This is a genomic window from Phenylobacterium sp. (genome assembly GCF_041916435.1).
Taxonomy (GTDB): domain Bacteria; phylum Pseudomonadota; class Alphaproteobacteria; order Caulobacterales; family Caulobacteraceae; genus Phenylobacterium.
Genome location: NZ_JAYRZM010000005.1, coordinates 22,202 through 37,992 on the forward strand (window position 1 = coordinate 22,202; position 15,791 = coordinate 37,992).

At 71.2% G+C, this 15,791-nt stretch carries 16 protein-coding genes and 1 tRNA gene; 9 read left to right on the forward strand and 8 right to left on the reverse strand.

All coding sequences use genetic code 11. The features are described 5' to 3' along the window. Positions 1-71: 71 nt before the first annotated feature. Together ACE3TA_RS14410 and ACE3TA_RS14415 are read left to right on the forward strand one after the other, a co-directional pair. On the forward strand, positions 72-377 hold the full coding sequence (locus tag ACE3TA_RS14410; protein WP_374574881.1) for a YggT family protein: 306 nt from the start codon (positions 72-74) through the stop codon (positions 375-377). A gap of 5 nt (positions 378-382) precedes the next feature. Further along, positions 383-658: a DUF167 family protein gene (locus tag ACE3TA_RS14415; protein ID WP_374574883.1), complete on the forward strand. Its 276-nt coding sequence runs from the start codon at positions 383-385 to the stop codon at positions 656-658. 9 nt (positions 659-667) lie between these two features. Here the strand turns inward: ACE3TA_RS14415 and ACE3TA_RS14420 are convergent, their stop codons facing one another. Both ACE3TA_RS14420 and ACE3TA_RS14425 read right to left on the reverse strand, forming a co-directional pair. Further along, positions 668-1,135 carry a chemotaxis protein CheW gene (locus ACE3TA_RS14420; RefSeq protein ID WP_374574885.1) on the reverse strand — a complete coding sequence of 156 codons (468 nt, stop codon included), beginning with the start codon at positions 1,133-1,135 and terminating at the stop codon, positions 668-670. A gap of 145 nt (positions 1,136-1,280) precedes the next feature. Continuing rightward, complete coding sequence (locus tag ACE3TA_RS14425; RefSeq protein ID WP_374574888.1) at positions 1,281-2,033, reverse strand: NAD-dependent deacetylase; 753 nt, start codon at positions 2,031-2,033, stop codon at positions 1,281-1,283. Between the two features lie 57 nt (positions 2,034-2,090). On the opposite strand from ACE3TA_RS14425, the gene ACE3TA_RS14430 reads away from it, so the two are divergent. Then, positions 2,091-3,077: a D-2-hydroxyacid dehydrogenase gene (locus ACE3TA_RS14430; RefSeq protein WP_374574890.1), complete on the forward strand. Its 987-nt coding sequence runs from the start codon at positions 2,091-2,093 to the stop codon at positions 3,075-3,077. 7 nt (positions 3,078-3,084) lie between these two features. Here the strand turns inward: ACE3TA_RS14430 and ACE3TA_RS14435 are convergent, their stop codons facing one another. Continuing rightward, on the reverse strand, positions 3,085-3,471 hold the full coding sequence (locus ACE3TA_RS14435; protein ID WP_374574892.1) for a PaaI family thioesterase: 387 nt from the start codon (positions 3,469-3,471) through the stop codon (positions 3,085-3,087). Positions 3,472-3,591: 120 nt separating this feature from the next. On the opposite strand from ACE3TA_RS14435, the gene ACE3TA_RS14440 reads away from it, so the two are divergent. The 3 genes from ACE3TA_RS14440 to ACE3TA_RS14450 all read left to right on the forward strand — a co-directional run bounded on the left by ACE3TA_RS14440 (position 3,592) and on the right by ACE3TA_RS14450 (position 6,712). Then, on the forward strand, positions 3,592-4,623 hold the full coding sequence (locus ACE3TA_RS14440) for an aspartate-semialdehyde dehydrogenase (protein ID WP_374574894.1): 1,032 nt from the start codon (positions 3,592-3,594) through the stop codon (positions 4,621-4,623). Continuing rightward, the gene (gene rarD / locus ACE3TA_RS14445; protein WP_374574896.1) at positions 4,620-5,552 is read left to right on the forward strand and encodes an EamA family transporter RarD; all 933 of its coding nucleotides are present in this window, start codon (positions 4,620-4,622) and stop codon (positions 5,550-5,552) included. The genes ACE3TA_RS14440 and rarD overlap by 4 nt, the downstream gene beginning before the upstream one ends. 80 nt (positions 5,553-5,632) lie before the next feature. Then, positions 5,633-6,712 carry an MBL fold metallo-hydrolase gene (locus tag ACE3TA_RS14450; RefSeq protein ID WP_374574898.1) on the forward strand — a complete coding sequence of 360 codons (1,080 nt, stop codon included), beginning with the start codon at positions 5,633-5,635 and terminating at the stop codon, positions 6,710-6,712. 4 nt (positions 6,713-6,716) lie between these two features. Here ACE3TA_RS14450 and ACE3TA_RS14455 read toward each other — a convergent pair whose 3' ends face one another. The 4 genes from ACE3TA_RS14455 to ACE3TA_RS14470 all read right to left on the reverse strand — a co-directional run bounded on the left by ACE3TA_RS14455 (position 6,717) and on the right by ACE3TA_RS14470 (position 11,790). Beyond that, positions 6,717-7,847 carry a serine hydrolase domain-containing protein gene (locus tag ACE3TA_RS14455; protein ID WP_374574900.1) on the reverse strand — a complete coding sequence of 377 codons (1,131 nt, stop codon included), beginning with the start codon at positions 7,845-7,847 and terminating at the stop codon, positions 6,717-6,719. 7 nt (positions 7,848-7,854) lie between these two features. Next, complete coding sequence (locus tag ACE3TA_RS14460) at positions 7,855-8,685, reverse strand: PfkB family carbohydrate kinase (RefSeq protein WP_374574902.1); 831 nt, start codon at positions 8,683-8,685, stop codon at positions 7,855-7,857. A gap of 107 nt (positions 8,686-8,792) precedes the next feature. Then, a complete protein-coding gene (gene ahcY, locus ACE3TA_RS14465; protein ID WP_374574904.1) occupies positions 8,793-10,184 on the reverse strand; it encodes an adenosylhomocysteinase in 1,392 nt (463 codons plus the stop codon). A gap of 109 nt (positions 10,185-10,293) precedes the next feature. Further along, a complete protein-coding gene (locus ACE3TA_RS14470) occupies positions 10,294-11,790 on the reverse strand; it encodes a CHAD domain-containing protein (protein ID WP_374574906.1) in 1,497 nt (498 codons plus the stop codon). Positions 11,791-11,852: 62 nt separating this feature from the next. Here ACE3TA_RS14470 and bioB point away from each other — a divergent pair, with 62 nt between their 5' ends. From bioB to ACE3TA_RS14485, 3 genes are all read left to right on the forward strand, one after another. Next, entirely contained in the window at positions 11,853-12,854 is a 1,002-nt protein-coding gene (bioB, locus tag ACE3TA_RS14475; RefSeq protein ID WP_374574908.1) for a biotin synthase BioB, read from the forward strand. Continuing rightward, a complete protein-coding gene (locus tag ACE3TA_RS14480; protein ID WP_374574910.1) occupies positions 12,851-13,204 on the forward strand; it encodes an Inorganic pyrophosphatase in 354 nt (117 codons plus the stop codon). Before bioB ends, ACE3TA_RS14480 begins: the two co-directional genes overlap by 4 nt. A gap of 59 nt (positions 13,205-13,263) precedes the next feature. Continuing rightward, positions 13,264-13,340 (forward strand) — tRNA-Arg (locus ACE3TA_RS14485). Positions 13,341-13,369: 29 nt separating this feature from the next. Here the strand turns inward: ACE3TA_RS14485 and ACE3TA_RS14490 are convergent. After that, positions 13,370-15,790 carry a TonB-dependent receptor gene (locus tag ACE3TA_RS14490; protein ID WP_374574912.1) on the reverse strand — a complete coding sequence of 807 codons (2,421 nt, stop codon included), beginning with the start codon at positions 15,788-15,790 and terminating at the stop codon, positions 13,370-13,372. Between the last annotated feature and the right edge of the window lies 1 nt (position 15,791).

Sequence of the window (15,791 nt, forward strand, 5' to 3'; positions counted from 1 at the left end):
CGACGCGGGCGCGATAGCCGCACGCTTGCGGCTTTGCCGCCGCGTCGAAGACCGCTAGAACCGGCGGCGTCATGGGCAGCTTCCTCTATTTCGTCGTCGGCGGGCTCCTGGACCTCCTGGTCTGGGCGATCATCATCAGCGCCATCCTCTCGTGGCTGGTCGCGTTCGACGTGATCAACCTGCGCAACCGCTTCGTCTACAGAGTGAGCCAGGCGCTGGACGCGGTGACGCGGCCGGTGCTGCGGCCGTTCCAGAAGATCATCCCGTCCCTGGGCGGCGTGGACATCAGCCCGATCCTGGCGATCCTGGTGATCCAGGGCGCGCGCATCTACCTGCTGCCGATGATCTTCTCGCCGCTCGTGAACGCATTGGGCTGAGGCCCGTGCGGCTGGCCGTGCGGGTGACGCCAAAGGGCGGCCGCGACGCGGTCGACGGCTGGGCCCGCGATCCCGACGGGCGGCCCTACCTGAAGGTGCGGGTGACGGCGCCGCCGGCCGACGGGGCGGCGAACGCCGCGCTGACCGCCTTCCTGGCCAAGACGCTGAAGCGGCCGAAGTCGGCCGTGCGCGTGGTCTCGGGCGAAACCGCGCGGCTGAAGATCCTGGAGATAGAGGGCCTGGACGAGGCCGAACTGACCGCCGCCTTCGGCGCGCCGTGAGGGCGGCCGTCAGGCCGCCTGGGCGATCTCGGCCGGCAGGACGCTGGAGAGCGACAACAGGCTGACGATGCCGGCCTGGGTGGTCATGACGCCGCGGACGAACTCGCGCACCGCCTCGTCGCCGATGTCCGGCGGCGGCTGCAGCAGGCCCTCGGTGACGGTGATGATGTCGCACACCGCGTCGACCAGCAGGCCGACCTCGCGCCCGTTGATGTGGGCGACCACGACGACGGAGGAGGCGCTGGGGGTGGTCGAACCGATCCCCAGGCGGGCGCCCAGGTCGACCACCGGCAGGATCGCGCCGCGCAGGTTGATCATGCCCAACACGTGGGCCGGCGCGTGCGGCAGGGGCGTGGACGTGGTCCAGCCGCGGATCTCGCGCACCGACATGATGTCGATGGCGTATTGCTGATCGCCGATGCGCACCTCGATCAGCTCTTCCCCCGCCTGAGGGAGCCGTTGCGCGAAGTCTTCCATCCTTTGGTCTCCAGCAGCCGGCCGCGCGCCCGCACGGGCCCCGACTCGACGGTCACTGTGGCGCAAAACTCCATCCAGCAGATTAACGGGCCGCCCCGCCCCCGGGCGCGGCGGGATGTCGCACCAGCCCGCCGTCAGACCACCGTCAGACCGGCGCGGGGGCGGCCTCGGTCATCACCGGACCGATCTCGTCGTGCAGCACCAGGTCCGCCATGGGATCGAGGTCGGTGGGCTCGCGGTTGACGATCGCCAGGCGCGCGCCGCCCCGCTTGGCCGTGATCGGCACGCCCGCGGCCGGATAGACCACCAGGGACGAGCCCAAGACCAGGCACAGGTCGCAGCGGCGGGCCTCGAACTCGGCGCGCAGCATCTCGCGCTCGGGCATGGGCTGGCCGAAGGAGATCACGGCGGTCTTCACCAGCCCGCCGCACTCGCGGCAGACCGGGATCTCGCCGGTTCCCAGAAAGCTCTGCTTGAGCACGTCCAGCTCATGGCGCGTCTCGCACTCCAGGCACTTGGCGTAGCTGGCGTTGCCGTGCACCTCGATGACCTTCTCCGGGGGCACGCCGGAATCCTGGTGCAGGTTGTCGACGTTCTGGGTGACCACGGCGCTCACCTTGCCCTGGGCGACGAGGCGGGCGACCGCATAGTGGCCGGCGTTGGGCTCGCGCCCCGTCCAGCCGGCCGAGCCGGCGAAGGTGCGGGTCCAGGCCTCGCGGCGCTTCTCCTCCGAGCGCACGAACTCGTCGAAATAGATCGGCTTCATCCGGCTCCACACCCCGCCGGGGCTGCGGAAGTCGGGGATGCCGGACTCGGTGGAGATCCCCGCCCCGGTGAACACCAGGATGCGCTGGGATTCCTCGATCAGCCGGCGCAGGCTCGCGCGGTCGGAATTCATGCGGTCGATTGTGGCGCAGGGCTTCGCGGGCGCCAACCGGGCCGCTAGGGTCGAGCCATGCAAGCCCTGCTCCTGCGCCCCGCCTACGACCGCATCGCCGACCGCCTGACCAAGATCGCCCCCGACCTGGAGGTCGCCGTGATGGAGCCGGACGGGTCCGTCACCGTCGGCGGCGCGGCGGTCGACCCGGACGGGCTGGCGGCCGAGGTCTGGTGGCTGACCCTGGAAGCCTTCGGCAAGGCCGGCCGCGGCTATCTGCCGGCGCTGGCCGCCGCCAAGCACGCCAAGTGGGTGCAGACCGCCTTCGCCGGCCTGGAGAACCCGATGTTCAAGCCGCTGGCGCGGCCGGGACTGACGGTGACCAACTCCTCGGCCCAGGCGCCGGCCATCGCCGAATATGTGACGATCCACGCCCTCAGCCTGTTGCACCCGATCGCCGAGCAGGCCGCCTATCAGCGGGCGCACGAATGGACGGCCGTGAACTTCCGCGAGGTGGGCCAGAGCCGCTGGCTGATCGTCGGCTTCGGCCACATCGGCCAGGAGGTGGCCAGGCGGGCCAAGGCGTTCGGCGCGGCGGTGGAGGCCGTGCGGCGCAACCCCGACGCCGAGGGCCTGGCCGACGCGGTGTGCACGCTGGCCGAGCTTCCCGAGCGCCTGCCGCAGGCCGACGTGGTGGTGCTGGCCTGCGCCCTGAACGAGGAGACCCGCGACCTGGCGGACGCGGCGTTCTTCGCCGCCATGAAGCCGGGGGCGATCCTGGTGAACATCGGCCGCGGCGGGCTGGTGGACGAGGATGCGCTGAAGGCCGGGCTGGAGCGCGACCAGCCGGGCCATGCGGTGCTGGACGTCTTCAAGACCGAGCCGCTGCCGGCCGACGCCTGGTTCTGGGATCATCCCAAGGTGCGGGTGACGCCGCACGCCTCCAACCGCGGGGCGCTGACCGGCGCACGGGGCGAGGCCCTGTTCCTGGAGAACCTGCGCCGCTACCTGGCCGGCGAGCCGATGCTCAACCGGATGCGCGCGGCGGACATCGGCGTGGGGTGAGGCCGGCCTAGCCCTCCACCGTCATCTGGGTCTGGACGACCAGGGCCAGGAGCTTGCCGGCCTCGTTGACGACGCGGGTCTGCCAGACGCTGGAGCGGCGGCCGATGTGCAGGGGCGTGGCCTCGCCGATCACCGTGGTTCCGACCGGCGCGGCGCCCAGGAAGTTGGTCTTGCTCTCCAGCGTGGTGGTGCGCGCCCCGGCCGGCAGGTTGAGGAAGCCGCCGATGGCGCCCAGGGCGTCGGCGAAGGCCATGAAGGCGCCCCCGTGCAGGATGCCGCCGGCGGTGCACAGGTCCTCGCGCACCACGAGCCGGCCGACCACCTTGTCCTTCGCGCGTTCGACGATCTCCACGCCCATCAGGTTGGAGAACGGCATGCCTGTGTCCTGGGCCATCTGACCTCCCTATCGCGACCTTCGGTCCCTATATCCGCGCCCATGGCCGCGCCCGCCTTGCGCGGCGATTGCGCGTGGCGTAACGGGACGCTCCGCTTCTGTATGACTTAGGAGACCGCCATGGGCTACCGAGTGGCCGTGGTCGGCGCCACGGGCAACGTGGGCCGCGAGATGCTGAACATCCTGGAGGAAGTGAACTTCCCCGTGGACAAGATTCACGCGATCGCCTCGCGCAAATCCATCGGCGTGGAAGTCTCCTTCGGCGACAAGATCGTCGCCTGCGAGGACGTCGAGCAGTTCGACTTCTCCACTGTCGACCTTGTGCTGATGAGCGTGTCCGGCTCGTTCTCCAAGGAATGGGCGCCGAAGATCGGCGCCGCCGGCCCGATCGTGATCGACAACTCCTCGGCCTGGCGGATGGACCCGGACGTGCCGCTGATCGTGCCGGAAGTGAACCCGGACGACGTGAGCTACGCCCACAAGAAGAACATCATCGCCAATCCCAACTGCTCGACCGCCCAGCTCGTGGTGGCGCTGAAGCCGCTGCACGACCGGGCGAAGATCAAGCGCGTGGTGGTCGCGACCTACCAGTCGGTGTCCGGCGCGGGCAAGGAAGGCATGGACGAGCTCTGGGACCAGACCAAGGACATCTTCGTCCTGGGCGCGCGCGAGCCCAAGAAGTTCCCCAAGCAGATCGCCTTCAACGTCATCCCCTTCATCGGCGCCTTCAACGACGACGGCTACACCGACGAAGAAGCCAAGATGTGGAACGAGACGCACAAGATGATCGACCCTGAGATCAAGCTCACGGTCACCTGCGTGCGCGTGCCGGTGATGGTCGGCCACTCCGAGGCGGTGAACATCGAGTTCCACGAGCCGCTGGACGAGGACGAGGCCCGCGACCTCTTGCGCGAGAGCCCCGGCCTGATCGTCATCGATAAGCGCGACGACAAGGGCTACATGACGCCCAAGGAAGCCCAGGGCGAGTTCCCGGTCTTCGTCAGCCGCATCCGCAACGACCCGACCGTCGAGCACGGCCTGAATCTGTGGGTGGTGGCCGACAACCTGCGCAAGGGCGCGGCGCTGAACGCCGTGCAGATCGCCGAGCTGCTGCACGACCGCGGCCTGATCAAGTCCAAGGCCATCGCATGAGCCAACCGTCGTCCGCGCCCGGCGGCGAGGCCCGCCTGGCGCTGACGGCGGGGATCGGCTGCTATTTCATCTGGGGCTTCGTGCCCCTGGTCTTCCAGGCCATGGGACACCTGGGCGTGGGCGCCTGGGAGATCCTGGCGCACCGCATCTTCTGGGGCGCGCCCACCTCGGCCGTGTTCGTGGCCATGGCCCGCCAGTGGGGCCAAGTCCGACGGGTGCTGCGCCGGCCGCGCGTGCTGGGCCTCTTGGTGCTGTCGGCGGCGCTGATCGCCGTGAACTGGACGATCTTCATCATGGCGGTGAACTCCGGCCGGGTGCTGGAGACCAGCCTGGGCTACTTCATCAATCCGCTGCTCAACATGGCGACGGGCGCGCTGATCTTCCGCGAGCGGCTGGACCGCACGGCCATGGCCGCCATCGGCCTGGCGGTGGTCGGCGTGGTGCTGCAGACCGCCGCCCTCGGCCACCTGCCGATCATCTCGCTGACCCTGGCCGTCTCGTTCCTGGGCTACGGCCTAGTGCGCAAGCAGGTGGCGGCCGAGGCGCAGACGGGCCTGTTCATCGAGTGCCTGGCCCTGGCGCCGTTCGCCGCCGGGCTGATCTTCTGGCTGGAGGCGGGAGGCGGCCACGGCCACTTCCTGACCAACCCGGCCGCGGCCGCCTGGATGGTGGCCTGCGGGCCGCTCACCGCCGCGCCGCTGGTGCTGTTCGCCTGGTCGGCGCGGCGCATGCCGCTGTCGGCGATCGGCTTCCTGCAGTTCATCGCCCCCTCGATCACCTTCTTCATGGGGCTGGCCGAGGGCGAGGCCTTCACGCCGCTGCGGGCGGTCTCGTTCGCCTTCATCTGGGCGGGCGCGGCGGTGTTCGCCCTCGGCGCCTGGCGGCGGGGCCGGCGGGTGGCCACGCTGGCGGCCCAGGCGGACGCCTGAGGCCCGCGCATGAACAAGGCTTAATTGGCGCAGGCCCGGGACCGAGCCTAGCGTGCCCCAAAACCTGGGGAGGCTCGGCCATGCGGCTTGCGGCGGCGGTGTTCACGGGCGCGGCGGCGCTGGTGTTGCTGGGCGCGGCGGCGCCCGGTCCGGAAGAGGTCTTCGCCCGGCGCACCCAGGCCGTCACCCCGCACGTCTGGCTGATCGACAAGCCGGCGGTCACCGATCCGCCCTTCGAGGGCAATGTGGTGGTGATCGAGCAGGACGCGGGCCTGGTGGTGGTGGACGCCGGCGGCTCGCCGGTCTCGGGCCGCAACGTGGTGGACCAGATCCGCGGGATCAGCCCAAAGCCGGTGCGCTTCCTGATCTACACCCACTACCACGGCGACCATAACCTGGGCGCGGGCGCCTTCCGCGCCGCCTGGCCGGGGCTGACCATCATCTCCACCGAGGCCACGCGCCGGAACATGACCGGCGCGCCGATGGACTACGTGAAGACCTACGCCAAGTCCTACGGCGACATGGCCGCGTACGCCGCCAAGCAGGCCAAGGATGAGAGCCTGCCCCAGGGCCTGAGGGACGGCTGGGCGCGCACCGCCGCCGCCGGCCCCGGCATGGTCGCCGGCTACACGGGCATGAGCGTCTATCCCGCCGACGTGACCTTCAGCGACCGCCTGAGCATCCCCGATGCGACCTCTCCGGTGGAGGTGATGTTCCTGGGCCGGGGCAACACCGACGGCGACGCGGTGATCTGGGCGCCCAAGGAGAAGGTGCTGGCGAGCGGCGATCTGGTGGTGGCGCCCGTCCCCTACGCCGCCCACACCTATCCCGGCGAATGGATCGCCGTGCTGCAGAAGCTGAAGGGCTTCGACTTCGCGTTCCTGGTCCCGGGCCATGGGGCGGTGCAGACCGACCGGGCCTATGTGGACAAGGTGATCGCCACGCTGGCCTCGGTGCGCGATCAGGTGGGTCCGCTGGCCAAGGCGGACGTGCCGCTGGACGAAGTGCGCAAGCGCATCGACCTGTCGGCCATCCGCCAGGACTTCGCCGGCGACGATCCCTGGAAGCGCTTCCTGATGGACGCGGCGTTCCTGAACGACCTTGTCTCCAACGCCTACAAGGAGGCCCGCGGCGAGGAGGTGATCCAGGGCAAGGGTTAGGGCTTCAGAGCCCCTGGTAGGCGGCCTCGATCAGCCGGCGCGAGCGGATGTCGCCGATAAGATCCGTGGACTGACGGTTCATCACATAGGCGCCGCCGAGCCGCCGCTCGGGGTCTGCGAAGAGGCAGGAGCCGCCCCAGCCGGCGTGGCCGAAGGTCTCTCTTCCCGGCCCCCAGATCATCACCGGGTCGTTCCTCATGAAGCCGGCGCCCCAGGCCACCACATAGGGCAGGACCAGATCCTGGCCGCGGATGCGCTCGCGGGCGGCCTCGGCGATCACGGCGGGGGAGAGGATCGTCTCGCCCTCCAGCCAGCCGTCGTCGGCCAGGGCGCCCATCAGCCGGGCGAGCGCGGCGGCCGTGGCGTGGCCGTTGGCGGAGGGGAACTCGGCCCGGCGCCACTCGCCCTGACCGCGCCCGCCAGGCGCCGACCAGGGCGTCAGGAACGCGGCCTTGGTGGCGGGGTTCACCTCGCCGAAGTTGGGCAGGCCGTTCGGGCGGATCATGTCGGCGCAGCGGCCGTGCTCGGAATCGGGCAGGCCGATCCACAGGTCCAGGCCGAAGGGCTCGCAGATGTCCTCGCGCAGGGCGTGGCCGATGGTGCGCCCGTCGATGCGGCGGAAGATCTCGCCGGCGATGAAGCCGAAGGTGGAGGGCCCGTAGCCGCTGGCGGTTCCCGGCGGCCAGATCGGCGCGGTCGCCGCGATCCGCGCGCAGACCGCGTCCCAGTCGAACCAGAGGCTGGGCTCCATGGGATCGGGGATGCCGGAGAGGCCCGCCTGGTGCGACAGCGCCTGTTCGATGGTGACCTGGTCCTTGCCCGCCTGGGCGAAGTCCGGCCAGACCTCGGCGACGCGCCAGCCGTAGTCGAGGCGGCCCTGGTCCACCAGCCGCGCCACCATCAGGGCGGCCACCGCCTTGGTGGAGGAGAAGATCGGGGTCAGCGTGTCCTGGGCGAACGGGCGCTTGCGGGCGCGTTCGGCGTGGCCGGCCCAGATGTCCAGCACGGTCTCGCCGGCCTCGACCAGGGTGAAACGCGCCCCGACCTCCAGCCCCTCGGCGAAGTTGGCGGCGAAGGCGTCCTTCACGGCGGCGAAGCGCGGCGGGGCGTGGCCGTGGATCTCCAACCCGCTCACCGGCCCCTCACGCCAGGGTCTCGACGGCGATCTCGGCCTTGGGCTCGGCGATGCGCGCGCCAAGGCCGATGAGCGGCAGGTCGCGGGCGTCCGGGCCGCAGCAGGCGACGGCCTCGGCCACCGCCCGCGCCGCCCGCTCGGCGGAGGCCAGCGGCGTGCGCCCCCTGGCCAGGCCGGCCCCGAACGAGGCGGTGACGACGTCGCCGGTGCCGTTGGGCGCGACCGGAGCGCGGGCGTGGCTGATCAGGCTGGAGCCCTCCGGCGCGGTCAGCACCATGCCGATGCGGCCCTCGCCGGCGGGGATCGAGGTGACGAGCGCTGGCTTGCCCAGCCGCGCGGCCGCCTCCACCGCCGCGGCCGCGTCGCCCGCCGGACGGCCGGACAGGAAGTCGAGCTCCCAGGCGTTGGGGGTGATCCAGTCGGCGAGCGGCACCAGCCGTTCGGCCACGGCCACGGCCACCGCCTCTTTCACGTAGAGGCCCTTGGGCTCGTCGCCGAGGATGGGATCGACCACCACGATCACGCCGGGACGCTCGGCCTTGGCCTGTTCGATCGCGCGGGCGGCGGCCTCCACCTGTTCGGGCAGGGAGAAGTGGCCGGTGAGGATCAGGTCGGCCCGCGCCAGCACGCCGTCGGCGATCACGCCCTGCAGCATGCCCTCGAAGAGCTCGATCGGCGTCGGCCCGCCCCCCGGCGGCGGCCGCGCGGGGCTGCGCCCGAGGAGGACGGTGGGCACCAGCACCGGCTCGATCCCGTCGGCGGCCAGCACGTACTGCTGCGCGCTCCCGCCGATGCGGGAGGCGGCCACGTAGCTGGAGAGGATCAGGCCGTAGGGCATGGCGTGGTTCTAGCAGAGCCCGGAGTCGCGGTCCCCCTCAGTCGCTTCCGCGACAGCTCCCCCAGAGGGGGAGCATCTTGGCTAGGCGCCAATCCGAACCCGCGCCGTCAGTAGCGGTAGTGATCCGGCTTGAAGGGGCCTTGCTGGGGCACGCCGATGTAGTCGGCCTGTTCCTTGGACAGCGTGGTCAGCTTCGCGCCCAGCTTGGCCAGGTGGAGCATGGCGACCTTCTCGTCCAGGTGCTTGGGCAGGGTGTAGACCTTGGTCTCGTAGCTGTCGCGGTTGGTGTGCAGCTCGATCTGCGCCAGGGTCTGGTTGGTGAACGAGGCGCTCATCACGAAGCTCGGGTGGCCCGTGGCGTTGCCCAGGTTCACCAGCCGGCCTTCCGACAGGACGATGATCTTCTTGCCGTCCGGGAACTCCACGTGGTGGACCTGATCCTTGATCTTGTCCCACTTGAAGTTGCGCAGGCCGGCGATCTGGATCTCGGAATCGAAGTGGCCGATGTTGCAGACGATGGCGTTGTTCTTCATCCGCCGCATGTGCTCGACGGTCAGCACGTCCTTGTTGCCGGTGCAGGTGACGAAGATGTCGGCGTTTTCGGCCACGTCCTCGACGGTCTGGACCTCATAGCCTTCCATCGCCGCCTGCAGGGCGCAGATCGGGTCGACCTCGGTGACGATCACCCGCGCGCCGCCGTTGCGCAGCGAGGCGGCCGAGCCCTTGCCCACGTCGCCGTAGCCCATGACCACGGCCACCTTGCCGGCCAGCATCACGTCGGTGCCGCGGCGGATGGCGTCCACCAGGCTCTCGCGGCAGCCGTAGAGGTTGTCGAACTTCGACTTGGTGACGCTGTCGTTGACGTTGATGGCCGGGAACGGCAGCTCGCCGCGCTCGGCGAGCTGGTAGAGGCGGTGCACGCCCGTGGTGGTTTCTTCGGACACGCCCTGGATGGCCGCGCGGATCGCCGAATAGAAGCCGGGCTTTTCCTTCAGATAGCGCTTCATCACCTTGAAGAGCGCCTCTTCCTCGTCGTTGGACGGTTTGTCGAGGATCGAGGGATCCTTCTCGGCCTTGGGCCCCAGCACGCAGAGCAGCGTCGCGTCGCCGCCGTCGTCGAGGATCAGGTTCGGATAGCCGCCGTCGGCCCATTCGAAGATGCGGTGGGCGTAGTCCCAGTACTCCTCCAGGGTCTCGCCCTTGATGGCGAACACCGGCGTGCCGTTGGCGGCGATGGCCGCGGCGGCGTGGTCCTGGGTGGAGAAGATGTTGCACGAGGCCCAGCGGACGTCCGCGCCCAGGGCTTCCAGGGTCTGGATCAGCACCGCGGTCTGGATGGTCATGTGCAGGGAGCCGGCGATGCGCGCGCCCTTCAGCGGCTGGTCCTTGCCGAACTCGGCGCGCACGGCCATCAGCCCCGGCATCTCGGTCTCGGCGATGGCGATTTCCTTGCGGCCGAAATCGGCCAGCGAGATGTCCTTCACGACATAGTCGGGCATGGAGAAATCCTGAGGATGAGGCGCGCGCGGGCGCGGTCAGGCTCTAATAGCGAGCGGGCGCCATCGGGGCAAGAAACACATAAAGATTTCTTTATGTGATTTGCGGCGATCAGCCGCGCCAGAACGGCTCGGCGTCCAGCACCGCGTCCAGGGCCCGGGCCGCGCGGCGCACGCGCCGGCGCTTGCGCCCGCCGGCCTCGCCCACCAGCCGGCCCGCGGCGAACAGGGCCGGCCCGTCCAGCGGCAGCTCGGCGAACAGGGCGGCCAGACCGGCCTCGTCGTTCAGCGCGCCGAGCTCGTCCTGCAGGGCCTTGATCCCCCTGATGAACCGCTGGGCGGCCTTGTCGTCGAACAGCGGCGCGAAGGCCTCGGCGGCGTAGCGCAGCTTCTTGGCCTGGATGCGCGCGCGGTGGCGGCCCTCGTCGTCCTGGCGGGCGATGTCGCGGCCGGCCTTGGCGAGCTTCTTGAAGCGCCGGTCCAGGGCGCGGGCGGCGAAGGGGCCGATGGGCGCGGCGCGGCGTTCGGCGGCGTCCTTGTCGGACAGCCACACGCCGGTCTCCACCCAGGCCTCGGCGTCCAGCACCAGGGCGCGGAAGCGGGCCGAGGCCAGGGTGGCCGCGGTCTTGGCGTGGGCGCGCTTGCGGGCGGCCTCCAGGGTTTCGGCCAGATCGGCCAGGGCCGACGCGCCGTCGTTCCAGCGGCCGTGGGCGAGCGCCGGCTCGATCGTCTCGGCCAGCAGCACGTCCAGGGCGCGGGCCTCGGCGCAGGCGCCGCCCAGCCATTCGATCTCGCCGCGCAGATGCGACGCGCCGGGCTCGTCGAGGATCTGCTCGAACACCGAAAGGGCGCTCTTCAGCCGCCGGGCGCCCACGCGGATCTGGTGCACCGCGCCCGGCGAAGGCGCCTCGCGCTGGATCACCGCGTTGGAGGCGATCTGGGCCAGGGCGTTGCGGGCGATGGCCTGGAAGCCCTTGGCCACGGTCGCCGACCTGCCCAGCCGCGCCTTGTCGCTGCGCCGCGGCTCGTGCAGCACCCCGTCCACCAGGGCGCGGCCCTGGGCGGCCTTGCCCTCAAAGCAGCGATAGAGCGGCGCGGCCTTGCCGAGGTCGCGGGCCAGCGCGAACAGGGCCTGCGGATCGCCGGCCTTCAGCTCCAGCTCCAGCTCGCAGATCGGCTTGACCGCCGCCCCGCCCTGGATCTCGCCCTGGTCGAGCGCCAGCTCGATCTCGGCGCCGCCCAGCTTGAGCTGGCGCTGGCGGCGCTGGACGCGCACGTCGAACACCGCGCCGAGGTCGTCGGGGACGTCGCCCGGCATCAGCGGCGCGACGGCGTCCAGGTCCAGACCGGGGTTCGCCCCGTTCAGCACTTCCTCGTGCTCCTCGCGCGAGAAGCCCTCGCCGCGCTTGAGCGTCTGCACCCGCTTGCCGCCGGCCTGACGGATGCGCAGCGAGACCCCCGCCTTGCGTAACGTCTGGTCAGGTGTGTCGAAGTAGGTGGAGACGAGGTCGCGCACCTCGTCCTCGCCCGCCGGGGCGGCCGCCAGCAGCGCGGCGGCGTCGGCCGGCTCGCACAGGAACTTCAGCTCGATCTCTCGGCCGTCCGACATCCGCGCCTTCCCCAACCAGGCGCGACCGTGATAGCCGCCGCCAGTGTACCCAGGAGTCCTACATGAACGCTCACGTCCGCCCCGTCGACCCCGCCCAGCCGCGCCACGACTGGACCCTCGAAGAGGTGGAGGCCCTGTTCGACCTGCCGTTCGTCGAGCTCGTGTTCCAGGCCGCCCAAGTGCATCGCCGCTGGTTCGATCCGGCCGAACTCCAACTCTCGCAGCTCCTGTCGGTCAAGACTGGGGGTTGCCCGGAGGACTGCGGCTATTGCAGCCAGAGCCAGCACTTCAAGACCGGCACCTCCGCCTCCAAGCTGATGGACGCCGAGCCGGTGATCGCCGCCGCCGCCGAGGCCAAGGCCGGCGGCGCCCAGCGCTTCTGCATGGGCGCGGCCTGGCGCGAGCTGAAGGACCGCGACCTGCCCAAGGTGGCCGAGATGATCAGCGGCGTGAAGGCGCTGGGGCTGGAGACCTGCGCGACCCTAGGCATGCTGACGCCCGACCAGGCGCAGGCGCTGAAGGCCGCCGGGCTGGACTACTACAATCACAACCTCGACACCGGGCCGGAGTATTACGACAAGGTGGTCTCCACCCGCACCTACCAGGATCGCCTGGACACCCTGGCGGCGGTGCGCGAGGCGGGCATCTCCACCTGCTGCGGCGGCATCGTCGGCATGGGCGAGACGCGGCGCGACCGGGCGGGCCTCCTGCAGGCGCTCGCCACCTTGCCGGCCCACCCCGACAGCCTGCCGATCAACGACCTGATGCCGATCCCGGGCACGCCGCTGGGAATGAGCCAGGCGGTCGATCCCCTGGAGTTCGTGCGGATGATCGCGGCCGCCCGCATCGTCTGCCCCAAGGCGATGGTGCGCATCGCCGCCGGGCGCGAGCACATGAGCCGTGAGCTGCAGGCGCTGTGCTTCATGGCCGGCGCCAATTCGATCTTCGTGGGCGGCCGGCTGCTCACCACCGCCAACCCCGACAAGGATTCCGACGCCGCCCTCCTGGCCGAACTCGGCATGAAGCCCATGGGCGCGGGCCGGGCCGCCGAGCCGGCGGCGTGAGCCGGGACCGGGCGTTCTGGGAGGCCCTCGACCGCCTGGCCGAGGGCGCGCGCCTGGTGCTGGACCGGCCGAGGGGCTCGCGCCACCCGCGCTTCCCCAACATCGTCTATCCCTTGGACTACGGCTATCTGGAGGGAACCCAAGCGGCCGACGGGGGCGGCGTGGACGTGTGGCGCGGCTCGCTGGCCGAACCGCGCGTCTGCGGCGCGGTGGCGACGGTCGACCTTCTGAAGCGCGACACCGAGCTGAAGCTGCTGATCGGCTGCACGGCCGAGGAGCGGGCCGCCGCGCTGGCTTTCCACAACGACGGCGGGCCGATGAAGGCCCTCATGATGGAAAGGCCCGACTGAGCGCCAACGCCGTTTGCGGCGGGCCGAGCTTTCGGCTAGATACGCGCTCCGCTGAAGACGCACCCGTAGCTCAGCTGGATAGAGCGTTGCCCTCCGAAGGCAAAGGTCACACGTTCGAATCGTGTCGGGTGCGCCATTCCTCCGCCGTGGGGCGGAGCGGCTCTCTCAGAAATCCACCCTCAAGGTCGCCATGGCCGTGCGCGGGCGCAGCGGCGTGGTGAGCGGCGTGGTGCGCACGATGAAGGGGTTGCCGTAGGCGAAGGTGTCGCCGCGGGCGTTGGCGGCGTTGTCCACGGCCAGGGTGAAGCGCCAGCGGGCGGCCGACAGGGTGGCGGCCAGGCGCGTGGTCGCGTAGTCGCCCATCTTCACCGGGTTCTGCGGGTCGAAGGCGAGCCAGGACTTGCCCACGTAGGCGAGCCGCCCGTCGACGGCCAGGTCGAAGCCGCCCGGCAGGGCCCAGGCGTAGTGGGCCGAGGCGCCGCCGGAGATCTCCGGCACGGCGGCCAGGCTGAGGTCGGTGGTCGAGGAGAAGCCGGCGGCGGGCTTCTCCAGCTCCGGCGCATTGACCAGGAACTCGCCGCGCAGCTCCAGCGCCCCGTCGCGCCAGGCGCCCTCGGCCTCGAGCCCGCGGTTGCGCCCGTCGCCGAGGTTGGCCGTGTAGGGCAGGCCCGAGGCCAGGAGCTGATCGCTCTGGATGTTGGTCCAGCGCGCCTCGAAGGCGGCCAGGCGCAGGGCCAGCCGGTCGTCGAACAGCTCGAGACGGGCGCCGGTCTCGAAGCTCCAGAGCTCGTCGGCGCCGTAGCGCCGCCAGGGGCCGGAGGCGCCCGATTCCGAGGCCAGGCTCTCGCTCATGGTGGCGGTGGTGTTGAAGCCGGCCGCGCGATAGCCCTCGGCGGCCTGCACGTAGAACAGGGTCCGGGGCGAGGGCGTGTAGGCCACCACCAGCTTGGGCGCGAAGCCGACGTGCGACAGGTGGTCGGAGAACCGCGAGGTCCAGGCGGCCGCCGGCTCGGCGATGTCGCTGGTGACGTGGTTCTGGGAATAGAACACCCGCCCGCCGAGGGTGAGGCTGACCTTCGGCGCGACCGGCGCGGTCGCCTCGCCGAACAGGGCCGCCTCGGTCAGCCGGTCGCGGCGGGTCTCGGAAAAGTAGGCGACGGCGGGATCGGCGGGGGCGATCAGGTCCTGGTCGAGGCTCTGGCGGGTGGAGGAGAAGAAGCCGCCCGCGAGCCAGCGGATCCTGGCGGTCGAGGGCGAGGTGAGCGTGGCCTCGGCGACCAGCGTGTGGATCTCGTCGGTCTCGTCGAAGGCGAGCGGGCCGGCCGGGGCGGGCACGGGCGGGGCCGCGGTGGCGTCGTAGCGGCTGGCCAGGTTGTGGCGGATCATGGCCACGGTGGCGTCCAGCCGGCCGATGTCCAGATCGCCCTTCAGGTCGAACGAGGTCTCGATGAAGTCGTTGTCGTGCGGCTCGCGCAGGGCGTTGGCGCGGGTCAGGGCCGGGGCGTCCCTGGGCGTATACTGGGTGTCGTCGGAGTTGATCGCCTGGTTGGCGGTGCGCGCGGTGAGCGTCCAGCGGTCGGAGAGCTCCATCCGGGCGGCGAGGCGCAGGCCCTCGCGGCGGGTGCGGTTCACGTCGGTCAGGCCGAGCGCGGCGTCGTCCAGATAGCCGCCCTGCACGTCGCGATAGATCACCGCGCGCAGGGCCGCGCGCCCGCCGAGCAGAGGCAGGTTGACCATGCCGGCCGCGTCGCTGGAGGCCGCGCCGTCGTGGGTGGCGCCGCCGCCGACGGAGATCCAGCCGCTCCGCCGCGAGGGATCCGGCTCGGCGGTCACCAGATGCAGCACCCCGCCCAGGGAGCCGGCGCCGTAGAGCGCCCCCTGCGGCCCGCGCAGCACCTCCACCTGGGCCATGTCCACCAGCCTCAGGTCGGGATCGGGGGCGTTGTAGGTGACGCGCACCTCGTCCAGATAGATGCCCACCATCGACTGGGTGCGGCCGGTGAGCGGGCCGTCGGACAGGCCGCGCAGCATGATCTTGTCGCGCCCTGGCCCGAGGTTGGTGACGGCCATGGAGGGCGTGGCCAGCGCCAGGTCGCCGGCGTCGGCGATCCCCTCGCGGCCCAGGGCGTCGCGGCCCAGCGCGCTGACGGGATAGGCCAGCCGGTTGGCCCGCGTGGGCCGGCGGGTGGCGGTGACCACCAGCTCGGACATCTGGCGCGGCGGGGCGGGCTTCGGCTCCGGCGCGGGCGGCGGCGCGGGGGCGGCCGGGGGCAGGCGGACGATCTCCCAGGCGTTGCTGTCGATCATGCGCGCGCCGCAGCCGGTGCCCTCGAGCAGGCGCTCCAGGCCCGCGCGCACGGTGTAGCGGCCGGCGAGCGGGCCGCCGAGGGCCGCGCAGCCCTTGGCCTGGCCGGTGCTGACCGACACCCCCGACTGCAGGGCGAAATCCACGAGGGCGATGGCCAGCGGCTTGCGCGCGATGTGGAAGTCGAAGACCGCCTCGGCGGCGCGGGCCGGCTGGGCGGCCAGGGCGACGCAGGCCACGGCGACGCCGCACATCAAGCTGCGCACAGTGTCATGCGGCAAG

Coding starts and splice junctions, on each gene's coding strand:
- ACE3TA_RS14410 (WP_374574881.1), top strand. CDS start 72: ATGGGCAGCTTCCTCTATTTCGTCGTCGGCGGGCTCCTGGACCTCCTG.
- ACE3TA_RS14420 (WP_374574885.1), bottom strand. CDS start 1,135: ATGGAAGACTTCGCGCAACGGCTCCCTCAGGCGGGGGAAGAGCTGATC.
- ACE3TA_RS14425 (WP_374574888.1), bottom strand. CDS start 2,033: ATGAATTCCGACCGCGCGAGCCTGCGCCGGCTGATCGAGGAATCCCAG.
- ACE3TA_RS14430 (WP_374574890.1), top strand. CDS start 2,091: ATGCAAGCCCTGCTCCTGCGCCCCGCCTACGACCGCATCGCCGACCGC.
- ACE3TA_RS14435 (WP_374574892.1), bottom strand. CDS start 3,471: ATGGCCCAGGACACAGGCATGCCGTTCTCCAACCTGATGGGCGTGGAG.
- ACE3TA_RS14440 (WP_374574894.1), top strand. CDS start 3,592: ATGGGCTACCGAGTGGCCGTGGTCGGCGCCACGGGCAACGTGGGCCGC.
- rarD (WP_374574896.1), top strand. CDS start 4,620: ATGAGCCAACCGTCGTCCGCGCCCGGCGGCGAGGCCCGCCTGGCGCTG.
- ACE3TA_RS14450 (WP_374574898.1), top strand. CDS start 5,633: ATGCGGCTTGCGGCGGCGGTGTTCACGGGCGCGGCGGCGCTGGTGTTG.
- ACE3TA_RS14460 (WP_374574902.1), bottom strand. CDS start 8,685: ATGCCCTACGGCCTGATCCTCTCCAGCTACGTGGCCGCCTCCCGCATC.
- ahcY (WP_374574904.1), bottom strand. CDS start 10,184: ATGCCCGACTATGTCGTGAAGGACATCTCGCTGGCCGATTTCGGCCGC.
- ACE3TA_RS14470 (WP_374574906.1), bottom strand. CDS start 11,790: ATGTCGGACGGCCGAGAGATCGAGCTGAAGTTCCTGTGCGAGCCGGCC.
- bioB (WP_374574908.1), top strand. CDS start 11,853: ATGAACGCTCACGTCCGCCCCGTCGACCCCGCCCAGCCGCGCCACGAC.